A 26,047-nucleotide genomic window follows, 5' to 3' on the forward strand; every position below is an offset into this window, starting at 1 on the left:
TGCAGCAAGATACAGCCCCGCAGGGTATTGCTTGAGGAAACCAGCGCCGCATATCCCCTTCTCCCCGCTTGCGGGGAGAAGGTGGCCGGCAGGCCGGATGAGGGGCGGCCTGCCCTACTGCGCCGTCTCGCCCGCAAGACCGCGCGCAAGCTGCACGAGCTTCAAGAACTCCGCCCGGTAACCGAACGGATCGTTGCCGCGCGCGGCTTCCGCAAGGCCGAGGATCGAGCCATAGGCATAGTCCTGCAGGGCCGTCACGCCCTTGAGCTTCTGCCCGAAGGCCGCGACGGCGACCGAGAAGCGGACGTCGGCGGAAGCGGCATTCACGTCGGCGACCGCATCGGCATCCGTCACCGGCATCGTGGTAAGCTCGCTCGTATCGCCATCCGGCTTCTTCCAGCGCATCTTGAGGAAGGCCAGCTCGCCGCTTTCCGCCGCCGGCGTCGCGGCCGCCTCGCCCTTGCCGTAGCGCAGCGGATCGTTCAGCACGGCGGCGCTGCCCTTCGGCGTCACCTCGTAGATCGCGGTGACGCGGTGGCCGGAGCCGATATCGCCGGCATCCACCTTGTCGTTGTTGAAATCCTCGCGGTTGAGCACGCGGGTCTCGTAGCCGATCAGGCGATATTCGGCGATGCGCTCCGGGTTGAACTCGATCTGGAACTTGACGTCCTTGGCGATGGGGAAGAGCGAGGACCCCGCCTCCTCCACCAGCGCCTTCTGCGCCTCGGCGAGCGTATCGATATAGGCGGCCGTGCCGTTGCCGTTCTGCGCCAGCGTCTGCATCATGCCGTCATTGTAGTTGCCGCGGCCGAAACCCAGCACGGAGAGGAAGATGCCGCTCTTGCGGCGCTCCTCGATGATGCGCTTCAGGTCCTCGTCGCTGGCCGGCCCGACATTGAAGTCACCGTCCGTCGCCAGCATGACGCGGTTGACGCCATCCTTCCTGAACGCCTTCCCGGCCAGCCTGTAGGCCGTCTCGATGCCCTCCGCCCCGGCCGTCGAGCCGCCCGGCCGCAGCGTGTCGATGGCGTCGAGGATCTTCTGCCGCTCCTTTGCCGCCGTCGGCTCCAGCACGACGCCGGCATCGCCCGCATAGGTGACGATCGAGACCGTGTCGGTATCCTTCAGCTTGCCGACCAGGAGGCGGAAGGCGCTCTTCAGGAGCGGCAGCTTGTCCGGCTCGTCCATCGAGCCGGAAACGTCGATGAGGAAGACGAGATTGGCCGAAGGCTGCTCCGCCGGCGCGGTGTCGAACCCCTTGATGCCGATATGCAGGAGCTCGGTGCCCGTGTTCCACGGCGTCGGCATGACGGTGACGGTGGCGTTGAACGGCTTTTCCGCCGTCTCCGGCCCCTTCCAGTCATAGGGGAAGTAATTCACCATCTCCTCGACGCGCACCGCCTCGGGATCCGGCAGGCTGCCGCCGAGCAGCGACCGGCGCACATAGGAATAGGAAGCCGTGTCGACATCCGCCGAGAAGGTGGAGACCGGATCGGTCGCAACGCTCTTCACCGGATTGGGATCGGCGGAGGCGAAGCGCTCGCGATCCTCCACCGGCATCGGCATGGCAACAATGTCCGAGGACGGCACGGCCATGCGGCTCAGCGTCTGCAGGTTCGCCGCCCCGCCGACGGCAAGCGATTCCGGCATGGCGGCGACCGCCTCCTCCTCGCGGCTTTCGGCAAGCGGCGCGGGCTCGGCCGCAAGCGTGCCTGCGGCCGTATCGGCAGCCGACTTCGCCTTGGCATCCGCCTCGGCGGCGACTTGGGCCTCACCCTTCGCCGCCTCCTCGACCGGCTTGCGGGCGCGCTGGTCCGCATCGGCGGGCTTGGCGGCAATCCCGGTTTCGGTTTTCAGCGGCACCGTGCCGTTGCGCACCAGCTCATAGGTGACGAGGCCGGCGACGGGTACGACGAGCAGCGTGGCAAGCGCCGAGCCGGCGAGAAGTCTGCGGTTCATGATGGGGCTCCATATCCGGTTGAAGATGGAGCTTCGACGCCCGCCATCCGCCGAACCTTGGGGAGCATCCGCATTTTTTTCCGCACCGTCGAAAGCCTGCATGGCGGCGGCGAGCGCATCCGCGCGGGCGGCGGCGCTTGCGGCCGGAGGGCGGCGGCGGGAAAGTCTGTCGAGGTCGAGATCGGTCATCGTCTGTCCTTCCGTCACGCGGCCGTGTCGCGCAGCAGCACCTTCAGGCGCTTGCGGGCCTCGTGCACATGCCAGGAAATCGTCGTTTCGGCGCAGCCGAGCACATCGGCCGCCGCCGCATGGCTCAGCCCCTCGCCATAGATCAGCAGCACGGCATCGCGCTGCTTGTCGGGAAGCCGGCGCACGGCCTGCCAGAGTTCCTCGCCGCCGTCGTCATTGGAGCCGCCTTCCAGCACCGCCTGCTCGCGCAGATAGGCGGCGTCGCGCCACTCGCTCCGCCGCCGCTTGCGCATCTGGTCGCGCGCGGTGTTCAGCGTCACCGTATAGAGCCACGTGCCGAAGCGGCTCGCGCCCTTGAAGCCGCGGATGGCGCTTGCGAGGCGTATGCACACCTCCTGCGCCACGTCCTCGGCATCCTGCCGGTCGCCGCACCATCGCCAGGCGACGGCATGGATGAAATCATAGCGGCTCTCGACCAGCGCGGCGAATGCCTGCCGATCCCCCAAGGCCGCCTTTTCGACGAGTTCTGTTTCCACGGGTCCATCCCGATTGCGTGCACTATCCTTTCAGACGTGCGCCGGACCGCAATCCTTGGGTCGCGGCTGCAAATTTTTTCTCACCAGGGAAGATTCTTGACGACCGCGATGATCGTGCCCATGACGGCGCGGCGGTCGTGCCGCCGGATTTCCGGGGAATAGAGGCTGGAAATGCTGCCGTCGAGAAAGAGCGCGTTTCGGCATTGCAGCCGGTCGCGGAAGAGCGTCGCGAAGTCGTGGAAGCGCACCCGGTCGTTCGAGATGGCGAAGGCGACGCGCCCGTCCGGCAGGATGCCGACACCGTTGCGGATCTGCAGGCTCGTGGCATCCGGCAGGAAGCGCGGATGGATCTTGCCGTCGACCACCAGCATGGGCCCCGATTGCGTCGCCTCCTGCGGCGAAAGCCCGGCCTTGGCATAGGCCTCCGTTTCCATCACGCCCGCCTTGCCGTCCTCGATGAAGAAGACGCCGTTCGGCTTCATGAAGAAATTGCCGAAGGCATCCTGCCTGTTGAGCGCACCCGTCTCCCGGCCGTTCTCGACCAGCAGGCCGACCGGCCCGTAGTCCGGGTGATACATGCCGCCGTTCATGGCAAAGCTCATATGCTGGCCGTTGCGCAGGAGATAGGTGTTGAGCTGGTCGTAGGTCGCGCCGCGCACATCGAGCGTCTGCGTGCCGAAGAGACGGATCGTCTCCTTCGCGGGATCGAAGGTGCAGACGGTGTAGCGGCCGGACAAATGCTCGATCGCGGCGCATTTCGGCGTTTCGGCCATGGCAACGCTCCACAGGGCAGGCGTGAAAAACAGGAAAAGGACAAACAGAAGCGCTCGCATGACCCTCTGGCTCCGCCGGCAATGCGGCGAATTTAGCGGCGATTCCCGCCGAAAGGTCAAAGAGAGAGGGCCGCCATGTGAAAGCGGAGCTGGGCATCGCCGTAGCGATAATCCGCCCCGACGGGACAGGCCGCGCGGGCAAGACAGCCGAGCACCATGCAGCCGCCCTGCCCCTCCGGCCCGCGCAGATGCGACCGGCAGGCGGCGATGTCGAAGGCCTCGGGACGGACAGCGCCGGCTGGACAGGCCGCAAGGCACGGCTTGTCCGGACAGCGTTCGCAGGGATGCGGGCGCGGCGGCAAGGCCTCGCCCTCGACCGGCACGGAAAAACCGAGCGCGCCGCGATAGCCGTGCCAGAGCCCGTAGACCGGGTGGATCAGGATGCCGAGCGGCGAGGCTTTCAATCCTTCCGCGCGCATCGCCCATTGCTGGAAGGGCTGCCATGGCGCATCGGAGGGAAACCACGCCGTCGCCCCCGCCGACAGCGCAACGGCGCCGATGATCGCCTTCGACCAGGCATCGAGCGAATCGCTGCCGCCGCCGTCCGGCTGCGCGGCGCGCCAGCGGGAAAAGGCCGGCCAGATCGAGCCGCCGACATTGCCGACAAGCAGCACGCTTGCGGCGGGGCACCCATCCGAAAGGACCGGCGCCACATCGCCATCGGCGAAATTCACGACACCGCGCAAAAAAAGACCGTGCGGATCGAGAACCGCACGGATGCTCTCTCGGTCGGGATGGCTGGCTCTCACCGGACCAGATCCCCTTCATGCGCCGGGCCGGTCATGACCGATCCCCGAGCGCCGCCTCCTTGAGGCCGGCGGCGTCGGGGCTTGCCTTCAGGCGTCTCAGTTCGCGGCGCGCGCGATACGGTGGCCGGCATCCTTGGTCGCGTCCACGGTGTTCGCCGTGTCCCGGCCGAGGCCGCGGATCGTATTCCCGCAGGCGCTGAGCACCAGCAGCGCGGCAAACACGGCACCGAGACGGGCAAGATTCTTTGCGGTCATGGAAGATTCTCCTCGTGAATCACATCGAATGGAAATCTAGACCAGCCCGCGCCGGAGGGAAATGGGATCGGCAAGCAAAAAGTGCACTAACCAATCCTTAGCCCTGCCCGGAGAATCCCGCCGGCGGTTACCGCTTCCTAAGGCACCCCGGCCATCATGTCCAAAGGCAACAATGGAATGACGGACATGACGGAACGCGACGCAAGGATGGAAACGGTGGCCATGCTGATCCAGCCGGGCGCCAATCCCGAGATCGTCGTCAATGCCGTCAAGGCCGCCTTCCCCAACCTCGTCGTCATCGAGGAGCAGCCCGAGCCGAAATCGCTCTTTCTGCGGCGACGGGCGAAGACGCTCGGATGGTTCCGGGCGCTCGGCCAGTTCGCGACCATGGCCGTCTCGAAATTCGGCAAGCGCTTCACCGCGGGCCGCATCCGGGAAATCCTCGCGGCCCACGGCGCCGACGCATCGGTCGACCCGGCCGTCCGCCGCATCGCCGTTCCCTCCGCCAACAGCCCGCTATTCCTGGAAGCTTTCGACAGAATCCGGCCCGCTGCGCTGCTGCTCGTCAGCTGCCGCATGGTGAAGGCGGAGACGCTTGCGGCCATTTCCTGCCCCGTGCTCAACCTCCATGCCGGCATCAATCCGCAATATCGCGGCCTGCAGGGCGGCTACTGGTCGCGCGTGCTGGGGGACGAGGCGAATTTCGGCACGACCGTGCATCTGGTCGATGCCGGCGTCGACACCGGCGGCGTGCTCTACCAGCAGCGGATGAAGCCCGGCAAACGGGACACGATGCACACCTATCCGCTCCTGCAGACGGCGGCGGCGACGGGGATCGTCCTCGCGGCGCTGACGGACGCCGTGAACGGCACCCTGGCGCCGCGGAAGATCGAGGCGCCCTCGCGGCAATGGTATCACCCGCCGGTCTGGACCTGGCTGTGGAACGGCATCACACGCGGCATCTGGTAGCCGCGCGCGAAAGGAAGGCCAGGCTTCAGCAGGCGACCTGCAGCATGTCCATGGGCCGGCGCTCCATGCGGGCGAAGGCCGCGCGGATATAGTCGGCCACGGCCTGCGCCGGCGCCTCGGCCTCCTCGTTCACGACGAGGCCGATGAGATAGTGGCCGAGGTCCGGCAGGCCGTCCTTCTCGCCGAGCGCCACCATGTCGTCCCCCACCAGGAAGCGGGCGAGCGGGGCGACCGCGAGATCGGCCCGGATCGCCGCGCGCTGGCCCATGTGATGGGCGCAGAAATAGGCGACGCGGAAATCCCGGCCCGAGCGGCTCAGCTCCTCCAGCGCCCGCGCGCGCCAGATGCAGCCCTCCTCCCAGACTGAGACGGGCAGCGGGTTCTTCAGATGCGCGTTGCCGCAATTCTTGCCGGCCCAGACGAGCTGTTCCTTGAGCAGCACCTCGCCGGGGATCGGGATCGTGCCGTCCGTCGCGTTGAAGATGGCAAGGTCGAGCCGGCGCTCGGCGACCGCGCGGCGCAGGTTGCTGCTCGTCTCGATCGAGACGTTGACGGCAATCGACGGATAGGTTTCCGCAAAACGCCTGAGCACTTCCGGCAGGATGAGCTCGCCGACATCGTCCGGCGCGCCGAGCCGCACGACACCGTTCATTTCCGGCATCATGAAGCGCGAGACGGCCTCGTTGCTGAGGGCGATCAGCCGGCGGGCATAGGAAAGCAGCACCTCGCCGTGATGGGTCAGCACCACCGACCGGGCATCGCGGCGGAAGAGCGTGCAGCCGAGAAGCTCCTCGAGCTTCTTGATCTGCATGGAAACGGCGGACGGCGTCCGGTGCACCGTTTCGGCGGCCGTGGTGAAGTTTCCGGTCTCGGCGATCGCCACGAAGGTCCTCAGGATATCGAGTTCCAGCAGCGGGAGCGTCTGGCGCATCAGAAGGTTCATTGTCGCCTCCATGGATCAGAAAATCTGAAGCAAAACGTCACTTCATTTCGTTTGATTGAAAACCGAGACGGGCGGATAGTCAACCTGCAAAGCAAACGAACGTGAGGAAAACGCCATGAAAACGCAAAAGTCGCTGACCGAAGGTGCCAATCTTGCCGTGCTCGCCCGCGGAAACGGATTCTACTACGCAATACGGCGCTTCGTGGGCGAGGCCATCGAAGCCCGCCGCCGGCGCGCCGTTGCGCGCCACACGGCCGAGGAACTGGCGCAGCTACCGGACTACCTCAAGCAGGACATCGACTGGCCCGCCATCACGAAACATGAAGATCGCTGATCGATCCGATCATTTATATTCGTTTGATTGATGCGTGAGGTTGCGGAATAGTCACGATCAAGGTCGCGACCTTTCGATACCTCCCAAGCTCGAAAGGAACCCTGAAAATGGCAATTGCACTGGAACATCGTCCGGCCCGGCGCGCATCTGGCGCGCAGGTCTCCGGCAGTCTGGTCCGTCTCCTGCGGACCGTCCCCGGCCGGCTCGTCTCGGCCTGGCGGCGTCATCGCGTCGAACGCGAACTGGAAAGCCTGCCCTTCGACCTGCGCAAGGACATCGGCTTTCGCGCATGGGACAAGACGACACGATGACGGATGACTGTCACGGCGACATGCCGAAGGAAGACGACGCCCGATACCGCCGGAGATGACGAAAGTCCCTCCGGCGGTTTTGTTTCTAAAGCAGCGGAACGCCCGGCGCGACACCCGCCGGCAATGTGCCGGTCAGCCGCGGATCGTCGAAGATCTCGATCTGGCGCTTCACCGGCGAAAAGCCCGAGCGGATGTAGAAGTCGAGCGCCTGCGGCGAATCCAGCGTGCAGGTATGCACCCAGAAGCGCCCGATGGGCGGTTGCCCTTCCCGCGACCATGCCCGCGCGATCGCGCGGTTCATCAGCCAGCGGCCCGTGCCCCGGCCGATAGCTGCGGCGGTCAGGCCGAAGAAGGCAAGCTCGCAGACGCCCTCCTCCCGGAAATCGAGCTCCAGCAGCCCCTCCGCATGCCCGTCCTTCATCACCGCGTAGACCTCCACGTCCGGATGATGGAGAATGGCGGCGAGCGCATCCTCGGGCAGAACGAGACGGGAGGCCCAGAGCCAGTCCGTGCCGATGCGCCGGTAGAGATCGCGGTACCAGGCCGGGTCCGCCCTTTCGACATGTTTCAGCGTGATGCCGGGCTGCGCCGGGTCGGCGCGCCGGTCCGGCGGCTCGCGCATTTCGAGGCAGGTCACGACGGCCGCGAGCTTGCCCGCCGGCACGTCCGAATATCCGTCTGGCAGCATCGGCGTCTTCCTTGAAAATCCGGCTCGTTTTGGCCGAGCGCGCCGATCTTGTCAAACGGACAGCAAGCATCCGGCGGCCTGTCGCAATCTGACGATGCGAAGGCGCTGGTCGCAAATGCGCCATCACTGGACAATCGTCATAATTCCGCCGGAACACATTGACATTGCGGAGATACGAAGGATGTCGCAGTCGTATCCGTCCTTTTCAACGTCGCAAAAATGCTATCCGACCCCGGACCTGCCTGCGACCATTGCGACATCGCCCCATCAGCATGGACACACCGATGAACAAGCAAAACGTCAAGAAGCGCTCTCTCGTTTTCTTCCTCGTGCCCAACTTCTCCATGCTGCCCTTTTCGGCGGCGATCGAGACGCTGCGCATCGCCAACCGCATGCTCGGCTACGAGGCCTATAGCTGGCGCCTCGCCTCCACCGACGGCCAGCAGGTGCTGTCCTCCGCCGGCATCGGCATCGAGGTGAACTCCTCGCTCGCCGACGAGCGCAAGCATCTCGGCGGCGAGAACCGCCCCTCCATGGTGCTGGTCTGTTCCGGCGTCTATGTCGAGGATTTCAACAACAAGTCGGTCAATGCCTGGCTGCGCGAGGTCTATAACCGCGGCGTCGCCGTCGGGTCGCTCTGTACCGGCGCCCATGTGCTGGCCCAGGCGGGCCTGCTCGCGGGCAAGCGCTGTGCGATCCACTGGGAGAACCTGCCGGGCTTCGCCGAGGCCTTCCCGCAGGCGGACGTCTATGCCGACCTCTACGAGATCGACGGCAATATCTATACCTGCGCCGGCGGCACCGCCTCGCTCGACATGATGCTGAATCTCATCGACGAGGATTTCGGCGAGAACCTCGTCAACCGCGTCTGCGAGCAGGCCCTGACCGACCGGGTGCGCGGCCCGCACGACCGCCAGCGCCTGCCGCTGCGCGCCCGCCTCGGCGTGCAGAACGCCAAGGTGCTGTCGATCATCGAGCTGATGGAGAAGAACCTCTCCGAGCCGCTGTCGCTGCTCGACATCGCCGACGGCGCCGACCTGTCGCGCCGCCAGATCGAGCGGCTCTTCCGCCAGGAGATGGGCCGCTCACCCGCCCGCTACTATCTCGAGATAAGGCTCGACCGCGCGCGCCACCTGCTCGTGCAGTCGTCCATGCCGGTGGTGGAAGTGGCGGTCGCCTGCGGCTTCGTCTCCGCCTCGCACTTCTCCAAGTGTTATCGCGAACTCTACAACCGCTCGCCCCAGCAGGAGCGCGCCGAGCGCAAGCTGACCCTTTCGGCCATCGCGCGCTGACCTGAAGCATGTCGCGCAAAAGCGTGCAGCGGTTTTGCGACAACGACATGCGAAAAATCAGTTAGCTAAAGCGCCCCGCCTCGAAGGCGGGGTCAGCTGGCAAGCGCGTTCATCAGCGACAGTTCGGAGAAGACGCGGTTCCGCCCGGCATGCTTGGCCATGTAGAGGAACTGGTCGGCGGCATTGAGATAGTTGTCGAAGGTTTCCCGCACGGAAATGGCGGCAAGGCCGGCCGAGACCGTGATCGTCAGCGGCTCGCCGTCCGCGCTGATCGGCTGGGCCGCAAGCTCCGTGCGCAGCCGCTCGCAATAGTCGAGCGCCTCTTCGAGCCCCAGCCCGTGGAAGATGATGCCGAACTCCTCGCCGCCGAGGCGCGCGAGAAGATGGCGGTCGCCGACCCGGTGCTTGAGGCGGCGCGACACGGCCTTCAGCACGACGTCGCCGACCTCGTGGCCGTAGGTGTCGTTGAGGCGCTTGAAATGGTCGATGTCGAGGATGGCGATGGACATCTGCTCGCCGCGGCGCAGCGCCTGGTCGACGAGCCGGGGCCCGGCCTCGAAGAAGTAGCGGCGATTGTAGATGTCCGTCAGGTAGTCCCGCGCGGCGATGCGGTGGAGCGACTGCACGCGCTTCTGGATGGCCGCCACATGGAAGATGCGGCTGTTGAATTCTTCGATCAGGAACGGCTTCTGGATATATTCGTCGCCGCCCGCCCGCAGGAACCGCGCGGCGACCATCCGGTCCTCCGACTTCGCAAGCCCCACGACACGCACGGTGTCGTCCCCATGCCGCTTGCGGATTTCCTGCAGCAGCGTGAAGCCGTCCATGTCGGAAAGATCGAGGTCCGTGACGACGAGGTCGATGCCGCCATGGCTGTCGAGCGCCTCCAGCGCCGCCGCGCCGGTCTCGACCGCGACGATCTGGAAACGCTGCTTGGCGATGAGGCTCATCTGCTGCTGCAGGCTTTCCGGATCGGAATCGACGATGAGAACCTGCGTCTTGCCACTCGTCAGGATGCGGTCGACCGCGAGCACGAGCTGCTGCATGGCCGCCGGACTGTCCTTGACGACATAGTCGAGCACGTTCTTGGCGAGGATGGCGTCGCGCGTCGCGTCGCTGAAGGAACCGGTAAAGACCAGCGGCGAGATGCCCTTGGAGATCACGTAGTCGAGCGCTTCGCAATTGGGCGCGTCGGGCAGGTTGAGGTCGAGCACGGCAAGCGCGAATTCCGGCGCCTCCGACTGGAAGATCGCCCGCACCGCCGCCATGCTGGGGCAATGCGTGACGGAAAGGCCGAGCTCGGTCTCCAGGCGGTATTTCAACGCCGTGGAGAACATGCGCGAATCCTCCACGAGCAGCACCTGCTGGCCCGAATGGCGCAGAAATGCAGGCCCTCGCTGCGGATTTGGATCCACTCCCACCTCGTCCACTACCCCGTCTTGCTCCCGTTGGGCCGCATTACAAACCAGCGGTTTTACCAAGTGGTTAACTCGCTGAGAAATATCTCACGTAACGTGAGGACAGTCCTGGGTGGATGCGGCCGGCGCGCCGGTCAGCTCGCCAGCTTGAGCTGCGCCGACCGGATCTGAGCGAGCGTATCGAGGTTCTGGTTGACGCGGCAGTAGAATTCCTCGTCGATGAACGGGCGCATGATGAAATCGTTGCCGCCGGCCTTCAGGAACCGGGCGGACAGCAGCCGGTCCGTCGAGGACGAGATGCCGATGATGCGCAGTTGATGCGATCCGACCGTGCCGCGGATGCGCCGCGTCAGCTCGAAGCCGTCGATATCGGGCATGTTGTAGTCGGTGATCATCAGGCCGATATCGGGATTGGCTTTCAGCAGCGCCAGCGCGCTTGCGCCGTTCTCCGCCGTGCTGACACGGAAATTGTAGCGCTTGAGGCGCGTCGAAAGCAGCGCCCGCGCCGTCGCGCTGTCGTCGACGATCAGCACATGGTGCTGGTGATTGGTCAGGAACCGGCAGACGGATTCGGCCAGCATGTCGACCGCGAAGACATTGTCCTTGATGATGTAGTCGACGATCTCCTTCGACAGCAACTGGTCGCGCGTCGCCTGCTGGAACGTGCCGGTGAAGACGATCGTCGGAATGGAAAGGTCGACCAGATAGTTCAGCGCCTCGCCGTTCTCCGCGCCCGGCAGGTTGATGTTGGAGATCGCCAGCGTGATCTTCTCGCTGGACTTGTCATAGGCCAGTTCCAGCTCCTCGAAGCTGCGGCATATCTCGACATCGAGGCCAAGAAGCTCCTTAAGCCGCTTGGAGATCATGGACGTGAAGACATTGGAGTCTTCGGCAACAAGAATACGATGATGCGAAAGAGACGCGCCGGAATATTGCATTCCGGAAATGCCGATAAACGCCATGATATGCCTTCGTAATATGGATTTTCCCCAGCTTAAGGCGTAGCGGCAACCCTTTGCGAAAGCGTTAAATTCAGAAGGCATGAAAACAGGGGGAAGCAGGATTGGCCCGGCATCCGGTCCAATCTTCCGCACGAAGTAAAACGGCGCGGTTCTTCTTCCGCGCCGTCGTCGTGAAATCGGTATTCCGGATTTACTTGACCGAGGCGGCCCCGCCTTCGATCTCGACATCCTCGCCGCCGTTGAGGGCGATGCGGTCGCCGTTCGGCAGGGTGACGAAGCAGCCGGAGGGGCAGATCGTCTCGGTCGCGCCGGGCTCCAGCGCGATTTCCATGCGGCTGCCGCCTTCGACGACGACGAGCACCTGCGTATCGGCATCCTTGTTGGTCACGGAGGCAGCCATGGCCGGAGCCGACATCGCAGCCGACACAAGCAGCATCATGATCATTCGCTTCATTTTCGCCCGGCGCCGAGCGCCGCCCCTGTTCAAGCCCGAGGGGAACACTACCGTTCCCCGATCGGATTTGCATGTGTTTTATGGGGCAAGTGCTGAATGCAGCGTGAATGCGGCGTTCATGTGCCGGAAATCGGGCAGGCTACTTCAGGTCTGCGGCGCCTCTCCGTCAGGCTTGCCGCGGCGGCGGTTAGGAGCGGGACGCACCTTCTCCGTCGCCTGGTCGAGAAGCGCGGAGATGAGCTCGGCCCCCTCCTTCGAAATCTTGACCGGCACTTCCGGCGCGGCCGGCGCGCCGATGGCGATGCCTTCCGCGCGCAGCCGTTCGAGGATGGCGGCGCGCAGCTCCGACTTGACGCCGGTGCCGTTGAGGATATCCGCAAGGAAGGCGCGAATCTCGAAATCCAGTGTGGCGGCGGAAAACGCCTGGAACACGACCACCGGCTCGGGATTGCGCAGCAGCCCCTGCTGCGCCCGCACCACCTCGGTCAGGACCGCCTGCACGCGATGCGGATCGTTGCCGCCATGCACGCTGATCGCCACCTCCACGCGGCCGAGCTTGTTGCGGTGCGTCCAGTTACCGACCTGCCCGTTGATCAGCACGGAATTCGGCACGATGACCGTCTGGCGCTGGAAGGTCTCGATCTCCGTGGCGCGCACCGAGATGCGGCGCACGAAGCCCTCCGTCGTGCCGGCCACCACCCAGTCCCCCACCTTGAAGGGCCGCTCGGCCAGGAGGATGAGGCCCGAGACGAAGTTCGACACGATATTCTGGAGGCCGAAACCGATACCGAGCGAGAGGGCGCCGGCCACGAGCGCGAGGCTCGAAAGGTTGATGCCCGCCGCCGAGATGCCGACGAGCCCGGCAAGCGCCACGCCCGCATAGCCGACCGCCGTGCGGACCGAGTTGCGCACACCGGCATCGACCTGGCTGCGCGCCAGCACGTTGCCGTCCACCCATTTCTGGAACCATCGCGTGACGACGAGGCCGGCGACGAACAGCAGGATGCCCGCGAGAATGCCGATCAGCGAAATGGTGATCGTGCCGATGCGGATTTCCGTGAAGATGCGATAGGTCCAGGATTCGATGTCCGCGACCTGGAAGCCCCATTGCAGCAGGATGAGCGGCACGAAGAAGACGAAGAGCAGCAGGTAGATCGCCAGTCCCGCCGCAAGCCCGATCTGGTCGAGCGCGACCTGGCTGAGGCCGAAGCGCTCCTCCATCCGCTTGCCGACCGCCGTTTCCGCGAAGGCGTTGGGCGCGGAAACGGCGCGCCCGGACAGGAATCCGATATACATCGTCACCACCACCGCGCCGGTCACGACGATCTGGGTGGCGACGAACCGGGCCATGCCGACATAGCCGAGCAGCGCCGAGAAGATGAGGCCGAGGCCGATCAGGATCAGGAGAACGAAGATCGAGCGCGGCCAGGGCCGCCCCGGCGCGCCGGGCATTTCGCCCTGCCGAAGCACCGGCTTGATGAAGGCGGTCACCACCAGCAGGGCGCCGATGACGATGGAGGCGAAGAAGCTCTTCACCACCGTCAGCACCACCGGCGAACCGAGCACCTCGCTGATCGCGCCGAGGAAGAAGTCCGCGCCGTTGACGATGGCCATGCCGAAGATCAGCAGCCAGAGAAGCTGCGCGCCCCGGTCGGAAACCCGTACCAGCCGCCAGTGACCATCCCCCGGCGACAGCACCGCATTGGCGAGCTGCGCGACGAAATAGATGGCGACCGTCACGCCGAGCGCCACCGCCACGAGCGGCGCGATATCGCTCCGCAGCACCTTGAACGCGTCGAGGAAGAAATAGCTCGCCCCCGCGAAAGCGGCGGCCGCCGTCGTCGGCAGCACCGTCGACCAGAAGGCGACGGAAAGGCGGGTGATATAATGCGGCTTCTCCTGCCGGGCGGCGCGCGTGATATAGGGCGAGAACAGCCGGTAGCTGCCGGAAAGCAGCACCAGCGCGGCCATCAGCGAAAGCGCGACGGCGCCCAGAAGCTGCATGCGCTTGTATTTCCAGACGAACTGCGTCCATGCCGTGACGGTGCGGCCGAGCGTCTGCGTCTCGTCGGCAAGGGCGCCGGAGGCTTCGGCAAAGAGCGTGGAGCTGATCTCGGTGCGCTTGAGGATCGCATCGGTGAAGAGCTGCCGGCGGATTTCCGTGACGCGGTTGGAAAGCTTCGTCGCCTCGATGGAGAGGTTCTCCGCCTCGCCCGTCAGCGCGTTGATCTCGTTGCGCTCGGCCGCCAGCTTCTTGCGCTCGGCGACGACGACGTCCGCCTCGGCGGGCGCGCCCTCGGCCGGCGGATCGCCGAGCTCCGTCTGCCGCGCCTTGATCGCCTCCAGCCGCGGCCGTGTCGCCACCGATATCGCGATGATCGACCGGTTCAGCGCCTCGACCTCGACCTTCAGGTCGACGAGGCGCGTATCGTCATCCCTGAACTTCTCGACCCGCTCGCGAATGGAGGCGAGCTGCTGGCCGGCCTTGTCGAGATCGGCGCTCGCCTGCTGCAATTGCGTCGTCGCATCGGCGGCGGGCGCGGCCGCCGTCTGCGCGGCGGCGGGCGAAACCGCAAGCAGCAGCACCACGAAAAGCATGGAGAGAAGGCGGAGAATAGGCAAAGGCCCCTCGCTGAAAGAACGACGCATCGCGATCATGCGATTCCGCACTCTTCTAGCCATGAATGCGGCCATTTTAAACCGGTGCTAGAATCCGGCCCCCGGTTCCGCGAGATAAGCCTCCTCATGCGGCGTCGAAACCCGCCCGAGAAAGGCATTGCGGTGGGGAAAGCGGCCATATTCCGCAATGACCTCCCGGTGCCGCACCGCATAGTCGAGATACATCTCGTCGCCATGCGCCTCGAACAGCGCGACGCAGAGGTCCTGGTCGGCAAGATCCTCGGAATGCTCGAAAGGCATGTAGAAGAAATGCCGGCGGCCATAATCCACCAGCTTGTCCGCTCCCGCCTCCAGCGCGAGCCGCGCCTCGCGCCGGGCGATCCAGTCCGTGGCGAAGGCCATCGGCGAGGCGCGATACATGTTGCGGGGAAACTGGTCGAGCACGATGATCGCCGCAAGCCGTGCCTCGGGGCTCGCCCGCCATTCCGGCGAAACCTCGCGGGAAAGGGCAAGATGCGTGGCGGCGAACTGCTCGCGCACCCGCCCATCGAGCTCCGGCGTCCCCTGCCACCAGTCCTTCGCCGTCAGGGTCTCGCACCAATAGCCGACAACCTCTTCCGGCCGCCTGATCGCATCATAGCTCATCCCAAAACCTCCATTCGTCCTAGCCGCAATATGGCGTTATCGCGGGGCATGGCAAGGAGCGCGGTGGAGCGGCAGGCGGACGCTCGGAAAGCAGGCGGTTAAAATTTTAGTTTTCCACTCAACCGCTTGCTGATTCTCTCGCGCTATCATCCGCCCGGAAAAGATGGATGGAGCTCCGATGAACTGGCAATTTGTTACCGCGACCGCAGCGATCGCAACCGCCCTCTACAGAGGTTACACGCCTGCCCGCCCGGAGCCGGACACCTTCGTTGCCGCGAGTTCCAGCACCCTGCCGATGGAGCCGCGGCCGATCAAACCCGACTGGATACTTTCCGGCAATCCGGTCGCCCGCGCCGCCTTCCACTCCCAGCCGTCGGACAAATGCGCCTCGACGGTGGTCTGGGATTGCACGGCTGGCGAGTTTCGCTGGTTCTTCGGCTGGGATGAAATGGTCGTGATCCTCGAAGGCGAAGTCCATGTGACCGCCGAGGACGGCAGCGCCCGCACCCTGGCCGTCGGAGACGTCGCCTATTTCCAGGCGGGCAGCTGGGCGACCTGGCGGATCGACCGCTATGTCAGGAAAGCCGCCGTCACACGCAGGCCCTTCCCGCTCCCCCTGTCGCTGTTCTACCGGGTCCTCGGGCGGCTGCGCTCCGTGGCTAAGCAGGGGCTTTAGCGGGAAGTCAGCGACCGAATGGCGTCGAGATAGCGCACGCGGGCATGGGTCGGGGTAAAGTTATGGTCGGCGTCGGGAACGATCGAAAGTTGCACGTTCCCGAAGCGCCGTAGCCCGGCGGCATCCTTGCCGAAAAACAGCGCCAGTTCCTCGAGCCCCAGTTCGCCGGTGCCATAGAGAAGGGCGACCGGAACGCCGCGGCCCCGCAACGTGCGAAAATCCGACAACACGCCGCGTTCACGCGGCGAAACACCACCGAAAATCCGCGTCAGCGGTCGTGCTGCGCGCACGGCAAGCCGCCCGATGACTTCCCGGCCCTTGCGCATGACGTCGATCTCGCCCCTCAGGACCCGCCGTAGCGTGTCCATCTCGGCAAGGCGCCGACCGTAATGCTCCAGCGTCTGGACCGGATTTTCCAGCGCCTCATCGACGGAGCGCCCATTCTTCCAGCGGAAGACGATCGGATTGACCGCCACGACACCGACGATCCGCGGATCGGCCACGGCCGCCTGAATACCGAGATAGGCACCGCTGCAGCGCCCCGCAACGACGACAGAAGCCGTTCCGGCCGTTGCGAGGAAGTCCAATGCCTCCCGGACGTCCTCGACCTGCACTGCATGGTAAAGCACCTGCCCGGCAAAGCCTTTTGCCGGCGGACTGTCGGCGACATTGGCGCAATCGAACCGCAGGGAAGCGATGCCTTCCTTGGCTAGCGCACGGGCGAATTCCACCGTCGAGCGCCCCCAGCCGGCCGACCTGTCATAGCCCGATGACAGGAACAGCACCACCGGGCGTTCCTGCGCATGTGATTGCGAGGGCGAGCAGAGAATGCCGAACATCCGCTCGCCACGGCCGAGCCGCGTGGCGGTCTCGACATAGCCCTTGCCGCGATGGCTTGCCCCCCATACCCGCACGGGTGTCGGTGACAATGCGGGATCTCGGGAAGCAAGGCTTGCCGCCCAGGACACGAGGCCAGCAACGACCGGCTCGGGCACGACGGCAAGCGTTGGATTGGACGTGAGACTTTCAAACCCCTCGAATGGCGCTTCGAGGACATTCGCGCCAAGCGCGCGAAGATGCGTGGCAAAGGCTACGTCGTCTGGACGATTGGCGCGGGTAAAGACGGCAAGGTTATGCGCCGGCGCTTTCTCCCACTTCATCAGGTCGATGCCGCGCAGGCCCGCCGCGATCTCCTGCGGCAGGGCGAGCCCGGCGACTTCGAGAGTGGCCTCCGTGCCCTTCTTCAGTCCCAGTTTGTCGTCGATCAGACGGGAATAGACCGAAAGTTCGCGCAGATGCCCGCGTCCGGAAATGACGGGGGCGAGGAAGGCAATGCCTTCAAGGTCCGCCAGCCGGTCTGCCGCAAGGCTCGCGACCGCTGCTCCGATCCCTTCGGCAACGATCACCAGACGCGCGCATCCCGAGCGTTCCCGCAAAAGATGCGCGGCGGCAAGCAGCGCCTCCACCCAGGTTTCCATCCCGGGCCCGAAGACAGCCTCGTCCAGCGCATCACCGGTGTCGGGATAGTCGAAGCGCAGGCTTGCAATGCCCTCTCCGGCCAGCCGCTCGCACAGGATACGCCGGAATTTTCGCGTGCACATTTCCTCAAGCCCCCAGGGGCTGGCGAAGAGCACGCAAAGAGGCCGGGCGATGCCCTGCGCCGCGGTAAACAGGCCGACCGTTCCCGCGAAGGTCATGGGCTCGGCGGCCGGCTGCACACCGGGTGCCAAGGGGCGCAGCATGTCGGGCATGGAGGTCTCCTGTCTCGCCTGAAGCCGACCGGACGGCCGGACGGATTTCCGCCATGCCACTTCGGCATTTGCGTTCCGCCAACCTTTCGGGACAAGCGGTTCTGCTTTACACCAATCGGGTTAACATCCAATTCAAGCTGGGAGTTGCCCCGCATGAGGCTGATTGCCGCGCTGCTCGGTGTGCTGATGACAGCCATGGTCGTCCAGGCAGCGCCTTTGCGGCTAGGCCGTGGCGTCGGCCTGCATGAATGGCTCAACTGGTCTCCCGTCAACGAAGACCGCACCTACCGCCGCCCACCCTACCGCACGGTCGAGCAATGGCTATCTTCCGAGCGGCCCCTTTCGGACTGGCCGAAGGGCGATCCCTTCGTCCGCATCCGGGCGCTCGGTTTCGATTTCGTGCGACTGACCGTCGATCCGGGCCCCCTCCTCGCCGGCAACGACGCAGCGCGAAAGGAGGCGCTCGACGTGCTCTCCCGCGCCGTGCGGCGGGTGACGGCAGCGGGCCTTGCCGTCGTCTTCAACCTGCACGCCGTCAGCCAGGTGCCGGCCTACGGCATGGACGTCATCGATGGCGGAGCCGACAGCGAAGGCGTGATGCACTATCGGGCCATGGCAAAGACCGTCGCCGCGATGCTTGTGGAAATCGGGACGGACAAGGTGGCATTCGAGCCCTATAACGAGCCCGCCTACTACCCCTGCGATTCCGGCGGGACGGAAGACTGGCAGCGGATCATCGCCGGCACCATCGCCGACATCCGCTCCGTCAGCGCGGACCTCACCATTATCACGACGGGCGCTTGCGGCGGCAGCATCACCGGCCTCACCGATCTCGACCCGAGCTTCGACGACGCCAATGTCCTCTACAGTTTCCACATGTACGACCCGCACGAATTCACCCACCAACGAGCCGAGGATTCCGACGGTTTCTTCTCTGGCGTGCCGTGGCCGGCGCGCGGCAACTCGGCCGAGCGGGTGCGCCAGCGGCTTTCCGCCCGGATGCAGGCGGCGGGCTTCAGCCAGCTCAAGGAGATCGTTTCTCTTGCCAAGGCGGACGAGCGGATCGAAACCTATTTCAGGGAGAACTGGGACGATGCGATGCTGAAGGCACGCATCGGTGAGGCGATCGATTGGGCCAAGCACCATGCCCTTCCACCGTCACGGCTTTTCATGGGTGAGTTCGGAGTGATCCGGATGACCGCCGACGGCCGCTCCGGTGCCTATGACACCGACAGGCTGCATTACCTGCGCCTCGTGCGCGAGACGGCGGAGGAAAACGGCATCCCGTGGTCCATCTGGGAATATTCCAACCCCTATGGCATGACGGTCATAGAACCCAAGGGGCCGGCGATCCCGGACAAGGAGCTGATGCAGGCGCTGGACCTTGTGCCTCAATAGCGCGTGACGTCCAGCCTCTGGTCGACAAAGGCCCGCTTTCCGCCACGTCCGGCGACGAGCCGAGAGACCTCTTCCAGCCGGAAAGCAAGCTTTCCCCGGCATTTTTCGGTGAGATGCCGGCACAGTCGCTCGATATCCGAAAGGGAGCCTTCTCGGTCGAGGATATAGCGGATCACGACCTCGCCCGGTGCGTCCTGATAGAATTGGATTTCCGCGATGCCCTCAAAAAACGCCGGGTCTTCCGGCGTAAGGTCCACCGTCACCACCCGTTGCCCGTCGAAGGAAATCAGGAAGTCCGGCTTGCGGCGGGGCGCCAGCGCCCGGATGCGCAGCCGCTGGCCGTTGCCGGGCGTAGGTAGCTCGACGAGCCGGCCGAAATCGCCCGTATCGTAGCGGATGAACGGCATCCCCGTCGAAAGGAAGCCGGTGCCGACGATGCGTCCCTCACGACCCGGTTCCGTGACGGGCTCCCCCTTTCCGTCCACCAGCTCGGCAACTCCGTAGAGAGGATTGAATTCATAAAGCCCGTCCTCGCCCGGCACCTCGGCGGCAAAGGTCACCTTCTCGCTGAGGCCATAGAAGACGCCGAAGGCGACGTTGCCCAATACGCTGCGGATCAGGGCGCGCTGGTGATCGTAAAGCGGCTCGGAAATCGGCAATATGCCTGCGATGCCGGCGCGCGGCGTCCGCCCGAGTTGCCGCATGCGGCGGCACAGAAGCTCGATCGCCGACGGGTATCCGTAGAGAAACCGGATTTTCCGGCGGTCGATCTCATCAAGATAGGCGGAGACCTCAGCGGTCCCCATCGGAAAGACCGCCAGCTTCAGCTCGCGCAGGGCCGGATCCCAGTCATGAAGACTGGTCTCGCCCCCCTCAAGGTGAAAACCGCGAAGGCTCGCCCGCGCATCCTTCTCGCTGAAGCCCGCGCGGGACCATACGTCGTACACGAAAGCCATCTCCCGCGGACTGCGGTCCTTGTCGAGGAAGAAGGTGAAGGGCGGCGCAAGGTTCGACCCGCTGGTCTCGGCCTTGTCCAGCTGCCAGCGTGGTACCGCAAGCGCGGCCTCCCCGGCTTCCCGCAACTGGTCCTTGCCGAGAACGGGCAGGCGGCGCAAATCCGCCGGCGTGAAGGCCGAGGCGTCGAAACCCGACCCGAAAGCCTTGTCGATGAGCGCGCGATAGAAGGGGCTGCCGTCATGCGCCTTGGCGATCAGCGCCCGCAACGCCGCCAGATGCTGCTCATGCGCGAAGTGCAGATCGCCTGCCGCCCGCGCGATGCGCGCGCGTTCACGGGCATAGGTCTTGCCGAATTTCAGGCTGGTCGGCACCAGCGCCACCAATGGCTTGGCTGCCTGGCGAACGAACGGCGGACTGCGGACATAAAGGCCGCGCAGGATATCGAGAGGTTTCATCGTTTTTCCGCCCTGCTTTCGGCGGCTGCCCGCCAGATGTCGCACAACGCATCGGCAAAGGGCGAAACGTCGAGACTGGCCCGATGCCGCGCCTTGCCCGCCTCTCCCATCCGCCTGCGCAATTCCGGCTCCTCGACCAGCCGCGACAGCGCGTTCCTCAGCGCCGGCACGTCGCCCGGCGGCACGAGAAGGCCCGTTTCACCGTCGCTGACGATATCCGCCACCGCGCCAACCGGCGTCGCCACGACGGCGAGCCCCGCCGCCATGCCCTCGATGATCGAGATCGGCTGATTTTCCACGAAGGAGGGAAGCGTCAGGATATCCGCCTCGGACAATAGCCGCGCGACATCCGCCGCCGCCTGCCACCCCGGCACCGCCACCCGGCCTTCAAGGCCGAGTTCCTTCAATCGCGAGCGCAGTGCCTCCACCTCGCCTGCGCCGGCAATCGTCGCGCGCCAGCCCGGAAGATCGGCCATGAGGCCAAGCGCCTCGCAAAGCTCCGGCGTGCCCTTGTCCTTCTCGATCCTGCCAAGGAAGACGATATGAACCTCTCCCCCGCCGCCTTTGTGCGGCAGGGAGGGCGTCTCCGTGGCGTTCGGCACGATGACGACGCGGCCTTCCGCCTGCGGCACCTTGCGGAGAACGAAGTCCCGCCAGACTTTTCCAAGCACGATCACGCCGGCGGCCTTGCGAAACATCGCGCCGATACGGCGGCTGAGCAGCGTGTCCGCCTCCGGCCAGAAGCGCATGTATCCGCCGCCGTGCAGGTGAAGCACATAGGGAATGCCCAGCATCGCCGCCCATCCGGAGATGAGGAGCTTGCGGTAGGTGCTGCCATGGCTCGCCAGGTTGATGTGCACGACATCGACCTTTCCGCACAACCGCGCGGCAAGCATCCTGGCACAGAAAGCAACCGTGTGCAGGAGGGACAGGGCGATATGGCCACTGCCCCGGGTGGCGAGGAAGCGCACGTGGATATCCCCGCTTCCGCGCCGCTCGAGCTCATGCTTGAGCGAGGCCATGATCCTGTCGATACCGCCCTGCCCTGTCGCGCCGACGGGCGTTGCGACAAGGACATGGATGGCGCGGCCGGAACGGGCGCCCTGCAGCATGTCTTTCTCCTTATTTGATGCGGCCGGAACGGAAACACACTGCTGTTAACACTTTGCCACTAGGATTTCGTTAAATCCGCGTTCCGGCCACAACCATCGGCCGAACCATCCCAAGGAACTTCCCTTGCTGCTCAAATCCACCCTCATCTACGGCCCGGCCATCCTGCTGACGCGCATCTCCGCGCTCCTGTTCCTCATTATCGCCACGCGCCTGATCGACCAGACGGAATACGGCCTCCTGACGCTGGTGGTCACGGTGGGCGAGATGACGGATGTGGCGCTGACGAACTGGCTGCGCATTTCTCTCCTCCGGCTGGGCGGCAAGGGAGACGTCACCAGCGGAAGCCTTTCGCGCGCCGGCACGATCCTGCTCTGCACGACGCTGCTTGCCATCGTCGTCGCGATTGTCGCCAGCGGCTATGTCGCGCCGGAGCGCTGGCGCGATTTCTCGATCGCCGTCTGCGCCTATCTCGTTGCCGGCGCCATCGCCCGCTACGGCCTCGTCATCCTGCAGATGCAGCAGCGACACACCACCTATGCCACGATGGAGTTCCTGCGCGCCCTGCTGCAGCTCGTCTTCCCGGTCTTGACCATGCTGGTGGAGCACAATTCCTTTCTGGCGATCTCGCTTGCATCGAGCCTCGGCATGCTGACGACGGGCATTGTCTGCAGCATCGTCGCCGCGCGGAAGATCGTTGCCGGTCCGCCGCGCTTCACCCACCGCGAATTCTTCGCCCTCGGCGTGCCGATCATCGCGATGGCACTCTTCGGCTTCGGTCTTGCCAATGCGGAAAGGGTCTTCCTGAAGGTCTATCACGGCGCCTCCGCGGTTGCCGTGTTCGCCGCCGCCTATGCGCTGGCCCGCCAGCCCGTCGACATGATCGCAAATGCCATCAACATGGGCGCCTTTCCCGAGGCGGTCGGACGCTTCGACGAGGAGGGGCCGGCCGCGGCCGCCGCGGTGTTCAAGCAGTTCCTCTCGCTCATCTTCACCTTCAGCCTTCCGGTCGCCGCCCTCCTCGCGGCGCTCGGCCACGACCTGACGGAACTGCTGCTACCGAAGGATTACGACGGGCCCTATAACCTGCTGTTCGGCACCATCGCGATCAGCGCCGTCTTCACCAATCTGGCGGATTTCGTCTATGGCGCGGTGGTCTACGCCCATAAGAAGTCCTGGCTGCTCATCGTCAGCAAGCTATTCGGCTCCGTCAGCACCATTACCCTGTCCTTCCTACTCATCCCCACGATGAGCGAGGCAGGGGCCGCCCTGGCCCTGGCCGGTGGAGCGGCGGTGAACCTGCTCGCCTCCGTGGTGATCAGCGAACGGCTGACACCGGTTCCCCTTCCCTGGCGAGCCCTTGCGATCTCGCTTTCCACCTCGCTTGCCATGGGGGGGATCGCAGCACTCATCAGCCATTCCCTTGGCGATGCGAATGTCGTCCTCCGCCTGGCGCTTGCGGGATCGGCGGCCGGCATCGTTTTCCTCATCGCCAATGCTCTCTGCTATCCCGAAGAAGCCAGGCGTGGCCTGGCGGCCGTACGCAGCCGGCTATAGCGAGCAATCCGACGAAACGGCGAAGTTCGGACGCACCGCTCAACAGGCAAAAAGCTTCGGAAGCGAAGGGATTTATTAATATCGATTTGTGACCGTCATCAGGGGGAGACGGGATTTTGTCAAATATTCGGGCCGAATTTTCGAAAGTACGTATCGTATCTTTCCGAAACAGCATCATGCGATGGGAGCATACTCTGGCCGCACGTCTGCACGCGGCCGGATATGAGGTCCAGATCGATTATGCCGAGGCAGCACCTTCCGCGCGCTTCTTGGACTGCATCATGGCCTTGGAGTCCTTGTGGGTCGGTGCCCCGGCAGAGCCGGCGCCGTTCGTGCCCGCCGGGCCGTCGGCGAACGACGTGGATGTCATCCTCGACCTGACGGGAGGACTGGAACCGGGCAGGATACCTGTTCTCGCCATCGAGGTCGGCGGTTGCGCCCTTCTTTCAGAGGGGCTCTTGCGCCTGCGGTCGGACTGCGGTCCGGTCGAGCTTGTCGCCCGCTGTAACGGCAAGGCCGTCGGCCGCGCAGCACCCATGATACATGACCGGGTCTGGCTGTCGCGTGATATCGGGATGGTGCTGGTGAGCATCCAGTCGCTCTTCGTGCAGTCCCTCGCGCGCCTGCAGGCAGGCCTCCTCGACGAAATCACCGTGACCCCGGCAGCCGCGCCATCGCACCGCCCGGAAGCGGCCTATGCGAAACACCTCATCGGCGGCCTTGCCGCCCGCATGCTGAAGAGAATGACGCCGGGAAGCCGGAAGTTCTCCTGGAAAACCGCCTACCGTTTCATCGACGGGCCCGGGGTTGTCGAAACCCGTCATGTCGGCGGTGCCCCTTTTTCCTTCCTGGAAGATGACGGCGAGCGGTTCTACGCGGACCCGTTCCCCATCCACCATGAAGGACGGACCTGGCTGTTCGTCGAGGAATATCCCTATGCGTCCCGCCGCGGCGTGATATCGGTCGCGGAACTCCGCCCGGACGGTCGCTTCGCACGCCCACGCGTCGTCCTCGAAGAAGCGCATCACCTGTCCTATCCAAACGTCTTCGCGCATGAGGGGAACCTGTTCATGATCCCCGAGAGCGGCACCGCGAAGGAGGTCGTGCTCTATCGTGCCGCCCCCTTCCCCGACTGTTGGCAGCGGGAAGCCGTGTTGATCGAAGGCAGGAATTTCAACGACGCCACCCTTTTCCAGCATGAGGGGCGATTCTGGATGCTCGGGACCGAGCGCTATGCCGGCGGCAGCGCCTCCGACACGATGGCTATCTACAGCGCCGAACGCCTCCACGGCCCCTGGATCCCGCACCCGTTGAATCCCGTTGTGATCGACCGGGCCGGCGCACGGCCGGGCGGTCGGATCGTCCATGTGAACGGCAAGGCCTTCCTGCCCGTCCAGAACGGAACCGACACCTACGGCGGAGGACTGGGACTGCGCGAAATCCTCAGGCTGGATGCGACGGACGTCCGCTTCGGCCCTGTCCTTCCGATCTGCACGGCCGAGGGCAAAGGTCCCGCCAGCCTCCACACCGTCAACCGGACCGGCCGGCTGGAAGTGATCGATAGCTTACTTTAGCGCGCGTGTTGGGTTGCCGCGCGGTCGCGGAGGCGGGAACCGCCTGCGTGGCCTTGCCCAATCCGACGACCAGCACCGTGAGCAGCAGGATATCCACCGTCTTGGTCGCCAGGGCATTGTTGGTCATGTCGATCAGCAGGAAGATCACTGCCCCGATGCGCGCAGCTACCGCTGTGCCTCGCAGGATGCGCAGGAAATAGCCGACCAGGACGAGCGTGAAAACGATCGCCATCGGCAGCCCCATCAGCATGATGATGAAGACCGGCGCACTTTCGATGAATTCGAGCCCGACCTTCTCGTTGACGACCTTCAGCAGATCCGCCGCGTTCATGCCGAGCAGGAGCTCCTTCCATGAGACGTAGTGGAAGACCTCATAGATCTGCACGCGCGCCATGGAATTGGTATCGACCACCGAGCTGAACCGGCTGAGAAGACCGACGGACAGGAGGAGAACCGCAAGCGCCGCGCCGACGACCAGCGTGAAGAAGAGCACGATGAGCTTGGCCTGCAATTCGCGCCGGGGCGGAAGGTTCGGCCAGCGCAGGAAGAGGATTAGCGCCAGGATCTCAAGGGCCGACGCCATCAGCGCGACGCGGGCGCTCGCCGCCACGCAACCGATGAAAAGGACGAACAGGGCGACGATCTTGACCCAAAGGGGCCAGCGCGTCAGCGGCACGAAGCCGATCGCAAGGGCGCATTGTGCGCCGAGCACCAGCGGATGGCTGGAAAGGCCCGTGGCGCGGAAAACCGGCTCGCCTTCCGTAAACGGCATCAGGCGGCGTTGCAGGATCACCTCCCCAATCGCGACGATCGCGCTCGCAATCAGGATGGACAGCATCGCGGTCGCGGCAATGCGGCGGGCCTGTTCGCTCTGGACGAGCAGCAGGATCGCTGCGAGGACCGCCGCGAGATAGGTCTCGACAAGAAAGCCGATGGCGCTGAAGCGGCCGATAAGAACGAAATAGACCGCAAGTGCGCCCATCACGGCGGCATAGCGCACCAGCGAGCGGAAAAGAGCCACATCCTCGTCGGCAAGCGCAAGCGGGCGGCTCCAAAGGATCGCAAGAAGGAGTGCCACCGTGGTATAGGTGGCAAGGTGGAACTTCTCGTAGAACGGCCCGCCCTCGCTCGAATAGCTCGTCAGCATGTTCATCAGGTCGGGCGTCACGAGCTGACGCATGGCAAGCGTCGCAACCGTCAGGAAGAGAAACAGAATTCCGAGCGCATTGCTCCTGAGGTCGATTCGCCCCCGCTCCGGCCCGATGGCCGCCATGGGATAAGCCATTGAATTACCTCTTCAAAGCCCGCTGGTTTGCTTCTTTTTTCCGAGCACGGCCAACCGCTGGCGCGGCAGGCAGGGAAACGCCCCGTTAACCACATGTGTTTACAATTATCACCAACATAGGAAACGAG

Annotated in this window: 24 protein-coding genes; 8 read left to right on the forward strand and 16 right to left on the reverse strand. The window is 64.8% G+C overall.

Going from position 1 to position 26,047, the window contains the following annotated elements; all coding sequences use genetic code 11:
- Positions 1-114: 114 nt before the first annotated feature.
- The 5 genes from ACZ1A1_RS07640 to ACZ1A1_RS07660 form a co-directional block, all read right to left on the reverse strand.
- Complete coding sequence (locus tag ACZ1A1_RS07640) at positions 115-2,148, reverse strand: vWA domain-containing protein (RefSeq protein ID WP_463619398.1); 2,034 nt, start codon at positions 2,146-2,148, stop codon at positions 115-117.
- 14 nt (positions 2,149-2,162) lie between these two features.
- A complete protein-coding gene (locus ACZ1A1_RS07645) occupies positions 2,163-2,684 on the reverse strand; it encodes an RNA polymerase sigma factor (RefSeq protein ID WP_463619399.1) in 522 nt (173 codons plus the stop codon).
- An 80-nt stretch (positions 2,685-2,764) separates the two neighbouring features.
- The gene (locus ACZ1A1_RS07650) at positions 2,765-3,457 is read right to left on the reverse strand and encodes a phosphodiester glycosidase family protein (protein ID WP_463619400.1); all 693 of its coding nucleotides are present in this window, start codon (positions 3,455-3,457) and stop codon (positions 2,765-2,767) included.
- A gap of 116 nt (positions 3,458-3,573) precedes the next feature.
- Positions 3,574-4,266 carry a ferredoxin gene (locus ACZ1A1_RS07655; RefSeq protein ID WP_463619401.1) on the reverse strand — a complete coding sequence of 231 codons (693 nt, stop codon included), beginning with the start codon at positions 4,264-4,266 and terminating at the stop codon, positions 3,574-3,576.
- A 96-nt stretch (positions 4,267-4,362) separates the two neighbouring features.
- On the reverse strand, positions 4,363-4,521 hold the full coding sequence (locus ACZ1A1_RS07660) for an entericidin domain-containing protein (protein WP_119256090.1): 159 nt from the start codon (positions 4,519-4,521) through the stop codon (positions 4,363-4,365).
- A 186-nt stretch (positions 4,522-4,707) separates the two neighbouring features.
- Between ACZ1A1_RS07660 and ACZ1A1_RS07665 the strand changes: the two genes are divergently transcribed.
- Positions 4,708-5,490 carry a formyl transferase gene (locus ACZ1A1_RS07665; protein ID WP_463619402.1) on the forward strand — a complete coding sequence of 261 codons (783 nt, stop codon included), beginning with the start codon at positions 4,708-4,710 and terminating at the stop codon, positions 5,488-5,490.
- 25 nt (positions 5,491-5,515) lie between these two features.
- On the opposite strand, the gene ACZ1A1_RS07670 is transcribed toward ACZ1A1_RS07665, so the two are convergent.
- Complete coding sequence (locus ACZ1A1_RS07670; RefSeq protein ID WP_119256089.1) at positions 5,516-6,433, reverse strand: LysR family transcriptional regulator; 918 nt, start codon at positions 6,431-6,433, stop codon at positions 5,516-5,518.
- 115 nt (positions 6,434-6,548) lie between these two features.
- Here ACZ1A1_RS07670 and ACZ1A1_RS07675 point away from each other — a divergent pair, with 115 nt between their 5' ends.
- Both ACZ1A1_RS07675 and ACZ1A1_RS07680 read left to right on the forward strand, forming a co-directional pair.
- Positions 6,549-6,767, forward strand: coding sequence for a hypothetical protein (locus ACZ1A1_RS07675; RefSeq protein WP_463619403.1), 219 nt, complete (start codon positions 6,549-6,551; stop codon positions 6,765-6,767).
- A 107-nt stretch (positions 6,768-6,874) separates the two neighbouring features.
- The gene (locus tag ACZ1A1_RS07680) at positions 6,875-7,078 is read left to right on the forward strand and encodes a hypothetical protein (RefSeq protein ID WP_463619404.1); all 204 of its coding nucleotides are present in this window, start codon (positions 6,875-6,877) and stop codon (positions 7,076-7,078) included.
- An 85-nt stretch (positions 7,079-7,163) separates the two neighbouring features.
- Here ACZ1A1_RS07680 and ACZ1A1_RS07685 read toward each other — a convergent pair whose 3' ends face one another.
- Complete coding sequence (locus tag ACZ1A1_RS07685; protein ID WP_463619405.1) at positions 7,164-7,766, reverse strand: GNAT family N-acetyltransferase; 603 nt, start codon at positions 7,764-7,766, stop codon at positions 7,164-7,166.
- Between the two features lie 284 nt (positions 7,767-8,050).
- Between ACZ1A1_RS07685 and ACZ1A1_RS07690 the strand changes: the two genes are divergently transcribed.
- Entirely contained in the window at positions 8,051-9,058 is a 1,008-nt protein-coding gene (locus ACZ1A1_RS07690; RefSeq protein WP_313192859.1) for a GlxA family transcriptional regulator, read from the forward strand.
- A 92-nt stretch (positions 9,059-9,150) separates the two neighbouring features.
- Here the strand turns inward: ACZ1A1_RS07690 and ACZ1A1_RS07695 are convergent, their stop codons facing one another.
- The 5 genes from ACZ1A1_RS07695 to ACZ1A1_RS07715 form a co-directional block, all read right to left on the reverse strand.
- Positions 9,151-10,395, reverse strand: coding sequence for a GGDEF domain-containing response regulator (locus tag ACZ1A1_RS07695; RefSeq protein ID WP_463619406.1), 1,245 nt, complete (start codon positions 10,393-10,395; stop codon positions 9,151-9,153).
- Between the two features lie 215 nt (positions 10,396-10,610).
- Positions 10,611-11,438: a response regulator gene (locus tag ACZ1A1_RS07700; RefSeq protein WP_119256085.1), complete on the reverse strand. Its 828-nt coding sequence runs from the start codon at positions 11,436-11,438 to the stop codon at positions 10,611-10,613.
- A 190-nt stretch (positions 11,439-11,628) separates the two neighbouring features.
- On the reverse strand, positions 11,629-11,892 hold the full coding sequence (locus tag ACZ1A1_RS07705; protein ID WP_313192856.1) for a hypothetical protein: 264 nt from the start codon (positions 11,890-11,892) through the stop codon (positions 11,629-11,631).
- A 144-nt stretch (positions 11,893-12,036) separates the two neighbouring features.
- On the reverse strand, positions 12,037-14,490 hold the full coding sequence (locus tag ACZ1A1_RS07710) for a mechanosensitive ion channel domain-containing protein (RefSeq protein WP_463619542.1): 2,454 nt from the start codon (positions 14,488-14,490) through the stop codon (positions 12,037-12,039).
- A 108-nt stretch (positions 14,491-14,598) separates the two neighbouring features.
- Complete coding sequence (locus ACZ1A1_RS07715; protein ID WP_463619407.1) at positions 14,599-15,156, reverse strand: DUF924 family protein; 558 nt, start codon at positions 15,154-15,156, stop codon at positions 14,599-14,601.
- A gap of 178 nt (positions 15,157-15,334) precedes the next feature.
- On the opposite strand from ACZ1A1_RS07715, the gene ACZ1A1_RS07720 reads away from it, so the two are divergent.
- Positions 15,335-15,832 carry a cupin domain-containing protein gene (locus ACZ1A1_RS07720; RefSeq protein WP_313192854.1) on the forward strand — a complete coding sequence of 166 codons (498 nt, stop codon included), beginning with the start codon at positions 15,335-15,337 and terminating at the stop codon, positions 15,830-15,832.
- On the opposite strand, the gene ACZ1A1_RS07725 is transcribed toward ACZ1A1_RS07720, so the two are convergent.
- Entirely contained in the window at positions 15,829-17,583 is a 1,755-nt protein-coding gene (locus ACZ1A1_RS07725; RefSeq protein ID WP_463619408.1) for an alpha/beta hydrolase, read from the reverse strand. The two genes, ACZ1A1_RS07720 and ACZ1A1_RS07725, sit on opposite strands and share 4 nt — an antisense overlap.
- Before the next feature lie 153 nt (positions 17,584-17,736).
- On the opposite strand from ACZ1A1_RS07725, the gene ACZ1A1_RS07730 reads away from it, so the two are divergent.
- Positions 17,737-18,981, forward strand: coding sequence for a glycoside hydrolase family 5 protein (locus tag ACZ1A1_RS07730; protein WP_463619409.1), 1,245 nt, complete (start codon positions 17,737-17,739; stop codon positions 18,979-18,981).
- Here ACZ1A1_RS07730 and ACZ1A1_RS07735 read toward each other — a convergent pair.
- Both ACZ1A1_RS07735 and ACZ1A1_RS07740 read right to left on the reverse strand, forming a co-directional pair.
- Positions 18,975-20,438, reverse strand: a complete 1,464-nt coding sequence (locus ACZ1A1_RS07735) for a phenylacetate--CoA ligase family protein (RefSeq protein ID WP_463619410.1) — start codon at positions 20,436-20,438, stop codon at positions 18,975-18,977. The genes ACZ1A1_RS07730 and ACZ1A1_RS07735 overlap by 7 nt on opposite strands.
- Complete coding sequence (locus tag ACZ1A1_RS07740) at positions 20,390-21,505, reverse strand: glycosyltransferase family 4 protein (protein ID WP_463619411.1); 1,116 nt, start codon at positions 21,503-21,505, stop codon at positions 20,390-20,392. Before ACZ1A1_RS07740 ends, ACZ1A1_RS07735 begins: the two co-directional genes overlap by 49 nt.
- Before the next feature lie 124 nt (positions 21,506-21,629).
- Between ACZ1A1_RS07740 and ACZ1A1_RS07745 the strand changes: the two genes are divergently transcribed.
- Positions 21,630-23,060, forward strand: a complete 1,431-nt coding sequence (locus ACZ1A1_RS07745) for a lipopolysaccharide biosynthesis protein (protein ID WP_463619412.1) — start codon at positions 21,630-21,632, stop codon at positions 23,058-23,060.
- A 176-nt stretch (positions 23,061-23,236) separates the two neighbouring features.
- A complete protein-coding gene (locus ACZ1A1_RS07750; RefSeq protein ID WP_463619413.1) occupies positions 23,237-24,634 on the forward strand; it encodes a glucosamine inositolphosphorylceramide transferase family protein in 1,398 nt (465 codons plus the stop codon).
- Here the strand turns inward: ACZ1A1_RS07750 and ACZ1A1_RS07755 are convergent.
- Positions 24,591-25,919 (reverse strand): VpsF family polysaccharide biosynthesis protein, encoded by a 1,329-nt coding sequence (locus ACZ1A1_RS07755; RefSeq protein WP_463619414.1) that lies wholly within the window; start codon positions 25,917-25,919, stop codon positions 24,591-24,593. The genes ACZ1A1_RS07750 and ACZ1A1_RS07755 overlap by 44 nt on opposite strands.
- Positions 25,920-26,047 lie beyond the last annotated feature (128 nt).

The sequence above is a fragment of the Shinella sp. R2-11 genome, assembly GCF_055330205.1.

Bases quoted from the DNA above. Each gene is read 5' to 3' on its own strand.
- ACZ1A1_RS07640 (WP_463619398.1), bottom strand. From the start codon at position 2,148: ATGACCGATCTCGACCTCGACAGACTTTCCCGCCGCCGCCCTCCGGCC.
- ACZ1A1_RS07650 (WP_463619400.1), bottom strand. From the start codon at position 3,457: ATGGCCGAAACGCCGAAATGCGCCGCGATCGAGCATTTGTCCGGCCGC.
- ACZ1A1_RS07660 (WP_119256090.1), bottom strand. From the start codon at position 4,521: ATGACCGCAAAGAATCTTGCCCGTCTCGGTGCCGTGTTTGCCGCGCTG.
- ACZ1A1_RS07665 (WP_463619402.1), top strand. From the start codon at position 4,708: ATGACGGAACGCGACGCAAGGATGGAAACGGTGGCCATGCTGATCCAG.
- ACZ1A1_RS07670 (WP_119256089.1), bottom strand. From the start codon at position 6,433: ATGAACCTTCTGATGCGCCAGACGCTCCCGCTGCTGGAACTCGATATC.
- ACZ1A1_RS07675 (WP_463619403.1), top strand. From the start codon at position 6,549: ATGAAAACGCAAAAGTCGCTGACCGAAGGTGCCAATCTTGCCGTGCTC.
- ACZ1A1_RS07680 (WP_463619404.1), top strand. From the start codon at position 6,875: ATGGCAATTGCACTGGAACATCGTCCGGCCCGGCGCGCATCTGGCGCG.
- ACZ1A1_RS07685 (WP_463619405.1), bottom strand. From the start codon at position 7,766: ATGCTGCCAGACGGATATTCGGACGTGCCGGCGGGCAAGCTCGCGGCC.
- ACZ1A1_RS07690 (WP_313192859.1), top strand. From the start codon at position 8,051: ATGAACAAGCAAAACGTCAAGAAGCGCTCTCTCGTTTTCTTCCTCGTG.
- ACZ1A1_RS07695 (WP_463619406.1), bottom strand. From the start codon at position 10,395: ATGTTCTCCACGGCGTTGAAATACCGCCTGGAGACCGAGCTCGGCCTT.
- ACZ1A1_RS07700 (WP_119256085.1), bottom strand. From the start codon at position 11,438: ATGGCGTTTATCGGCATTTCCGGAATGCAATATTCCGGCGCGTCTCTT.
- ACZ1A1_RS07705 (WP_313192856.1), bottom strand. From the start codon at position 11,892: ATGAAGCGAATGATCATGATGCTGCTTGTGTCGGCTGCGATGTCGGCT.
- ACZ1A1_RS07710 (WP_463619542.1), bottom strand. From the start codon at position 14,490: ATGCTTTTCGTGGTGCTGCTGCTTGCGGTTTCGCCCGCCGCCGCGCAG.
- ACZ1A1_RS07715 (WP_463619407.1), bottom strand. From the start codon at position 15,156: ATGAGCTATGATGCGATCAGGCGGCCGGAAGAGGTTGTCGGCTATTGG.
- ACZ1A1_RS07720 (WP_313192854.1), top strand. From the start codon at position 15,335: ATGAACTGGCAATTTGTTACCGCGACCGCAGCGATCGCAACCGCCCTC.
- ACZ1A1_RS07725 (WP_463619408.1), bottom strand. From the start codon at position 17,583: ATGCCCGACATGCTGCGCCCCTTGGCACCCGGTGTGCAGCCGGCCGCC.
- ACZ1A1_RS07730 (WP_463619409.1), top strand. From the start codon at position 17,737: ATGAGGCTGATTGCCGCGCTGCTCGGTGTGCTGATGACAGCCATGGTC.
- ACZ1A1_RS07740 (WP_463619411.1), bottom strand. From the start codon at position 21,505: ATGCTGCAGGGCGCCCGTTCCGGCCGCGCCATCCATGTCCTTGTCGCA.
- ACZ1A1_RS07750 (WP_463619413.1), top strand. From the start codon at position 23,237: ATGCGATGGGAGCATACTCTGGCCGCACGTCTGCACGCGGCCGGATAT.
- ACZ1A1_RS07755 (WP_463619414.1), bottom strand. From the start codon at position 25,919: ATGGCTTATCCCATGGCGGCCATCGGGCCGGAGCGGGGGCGAATCGAC.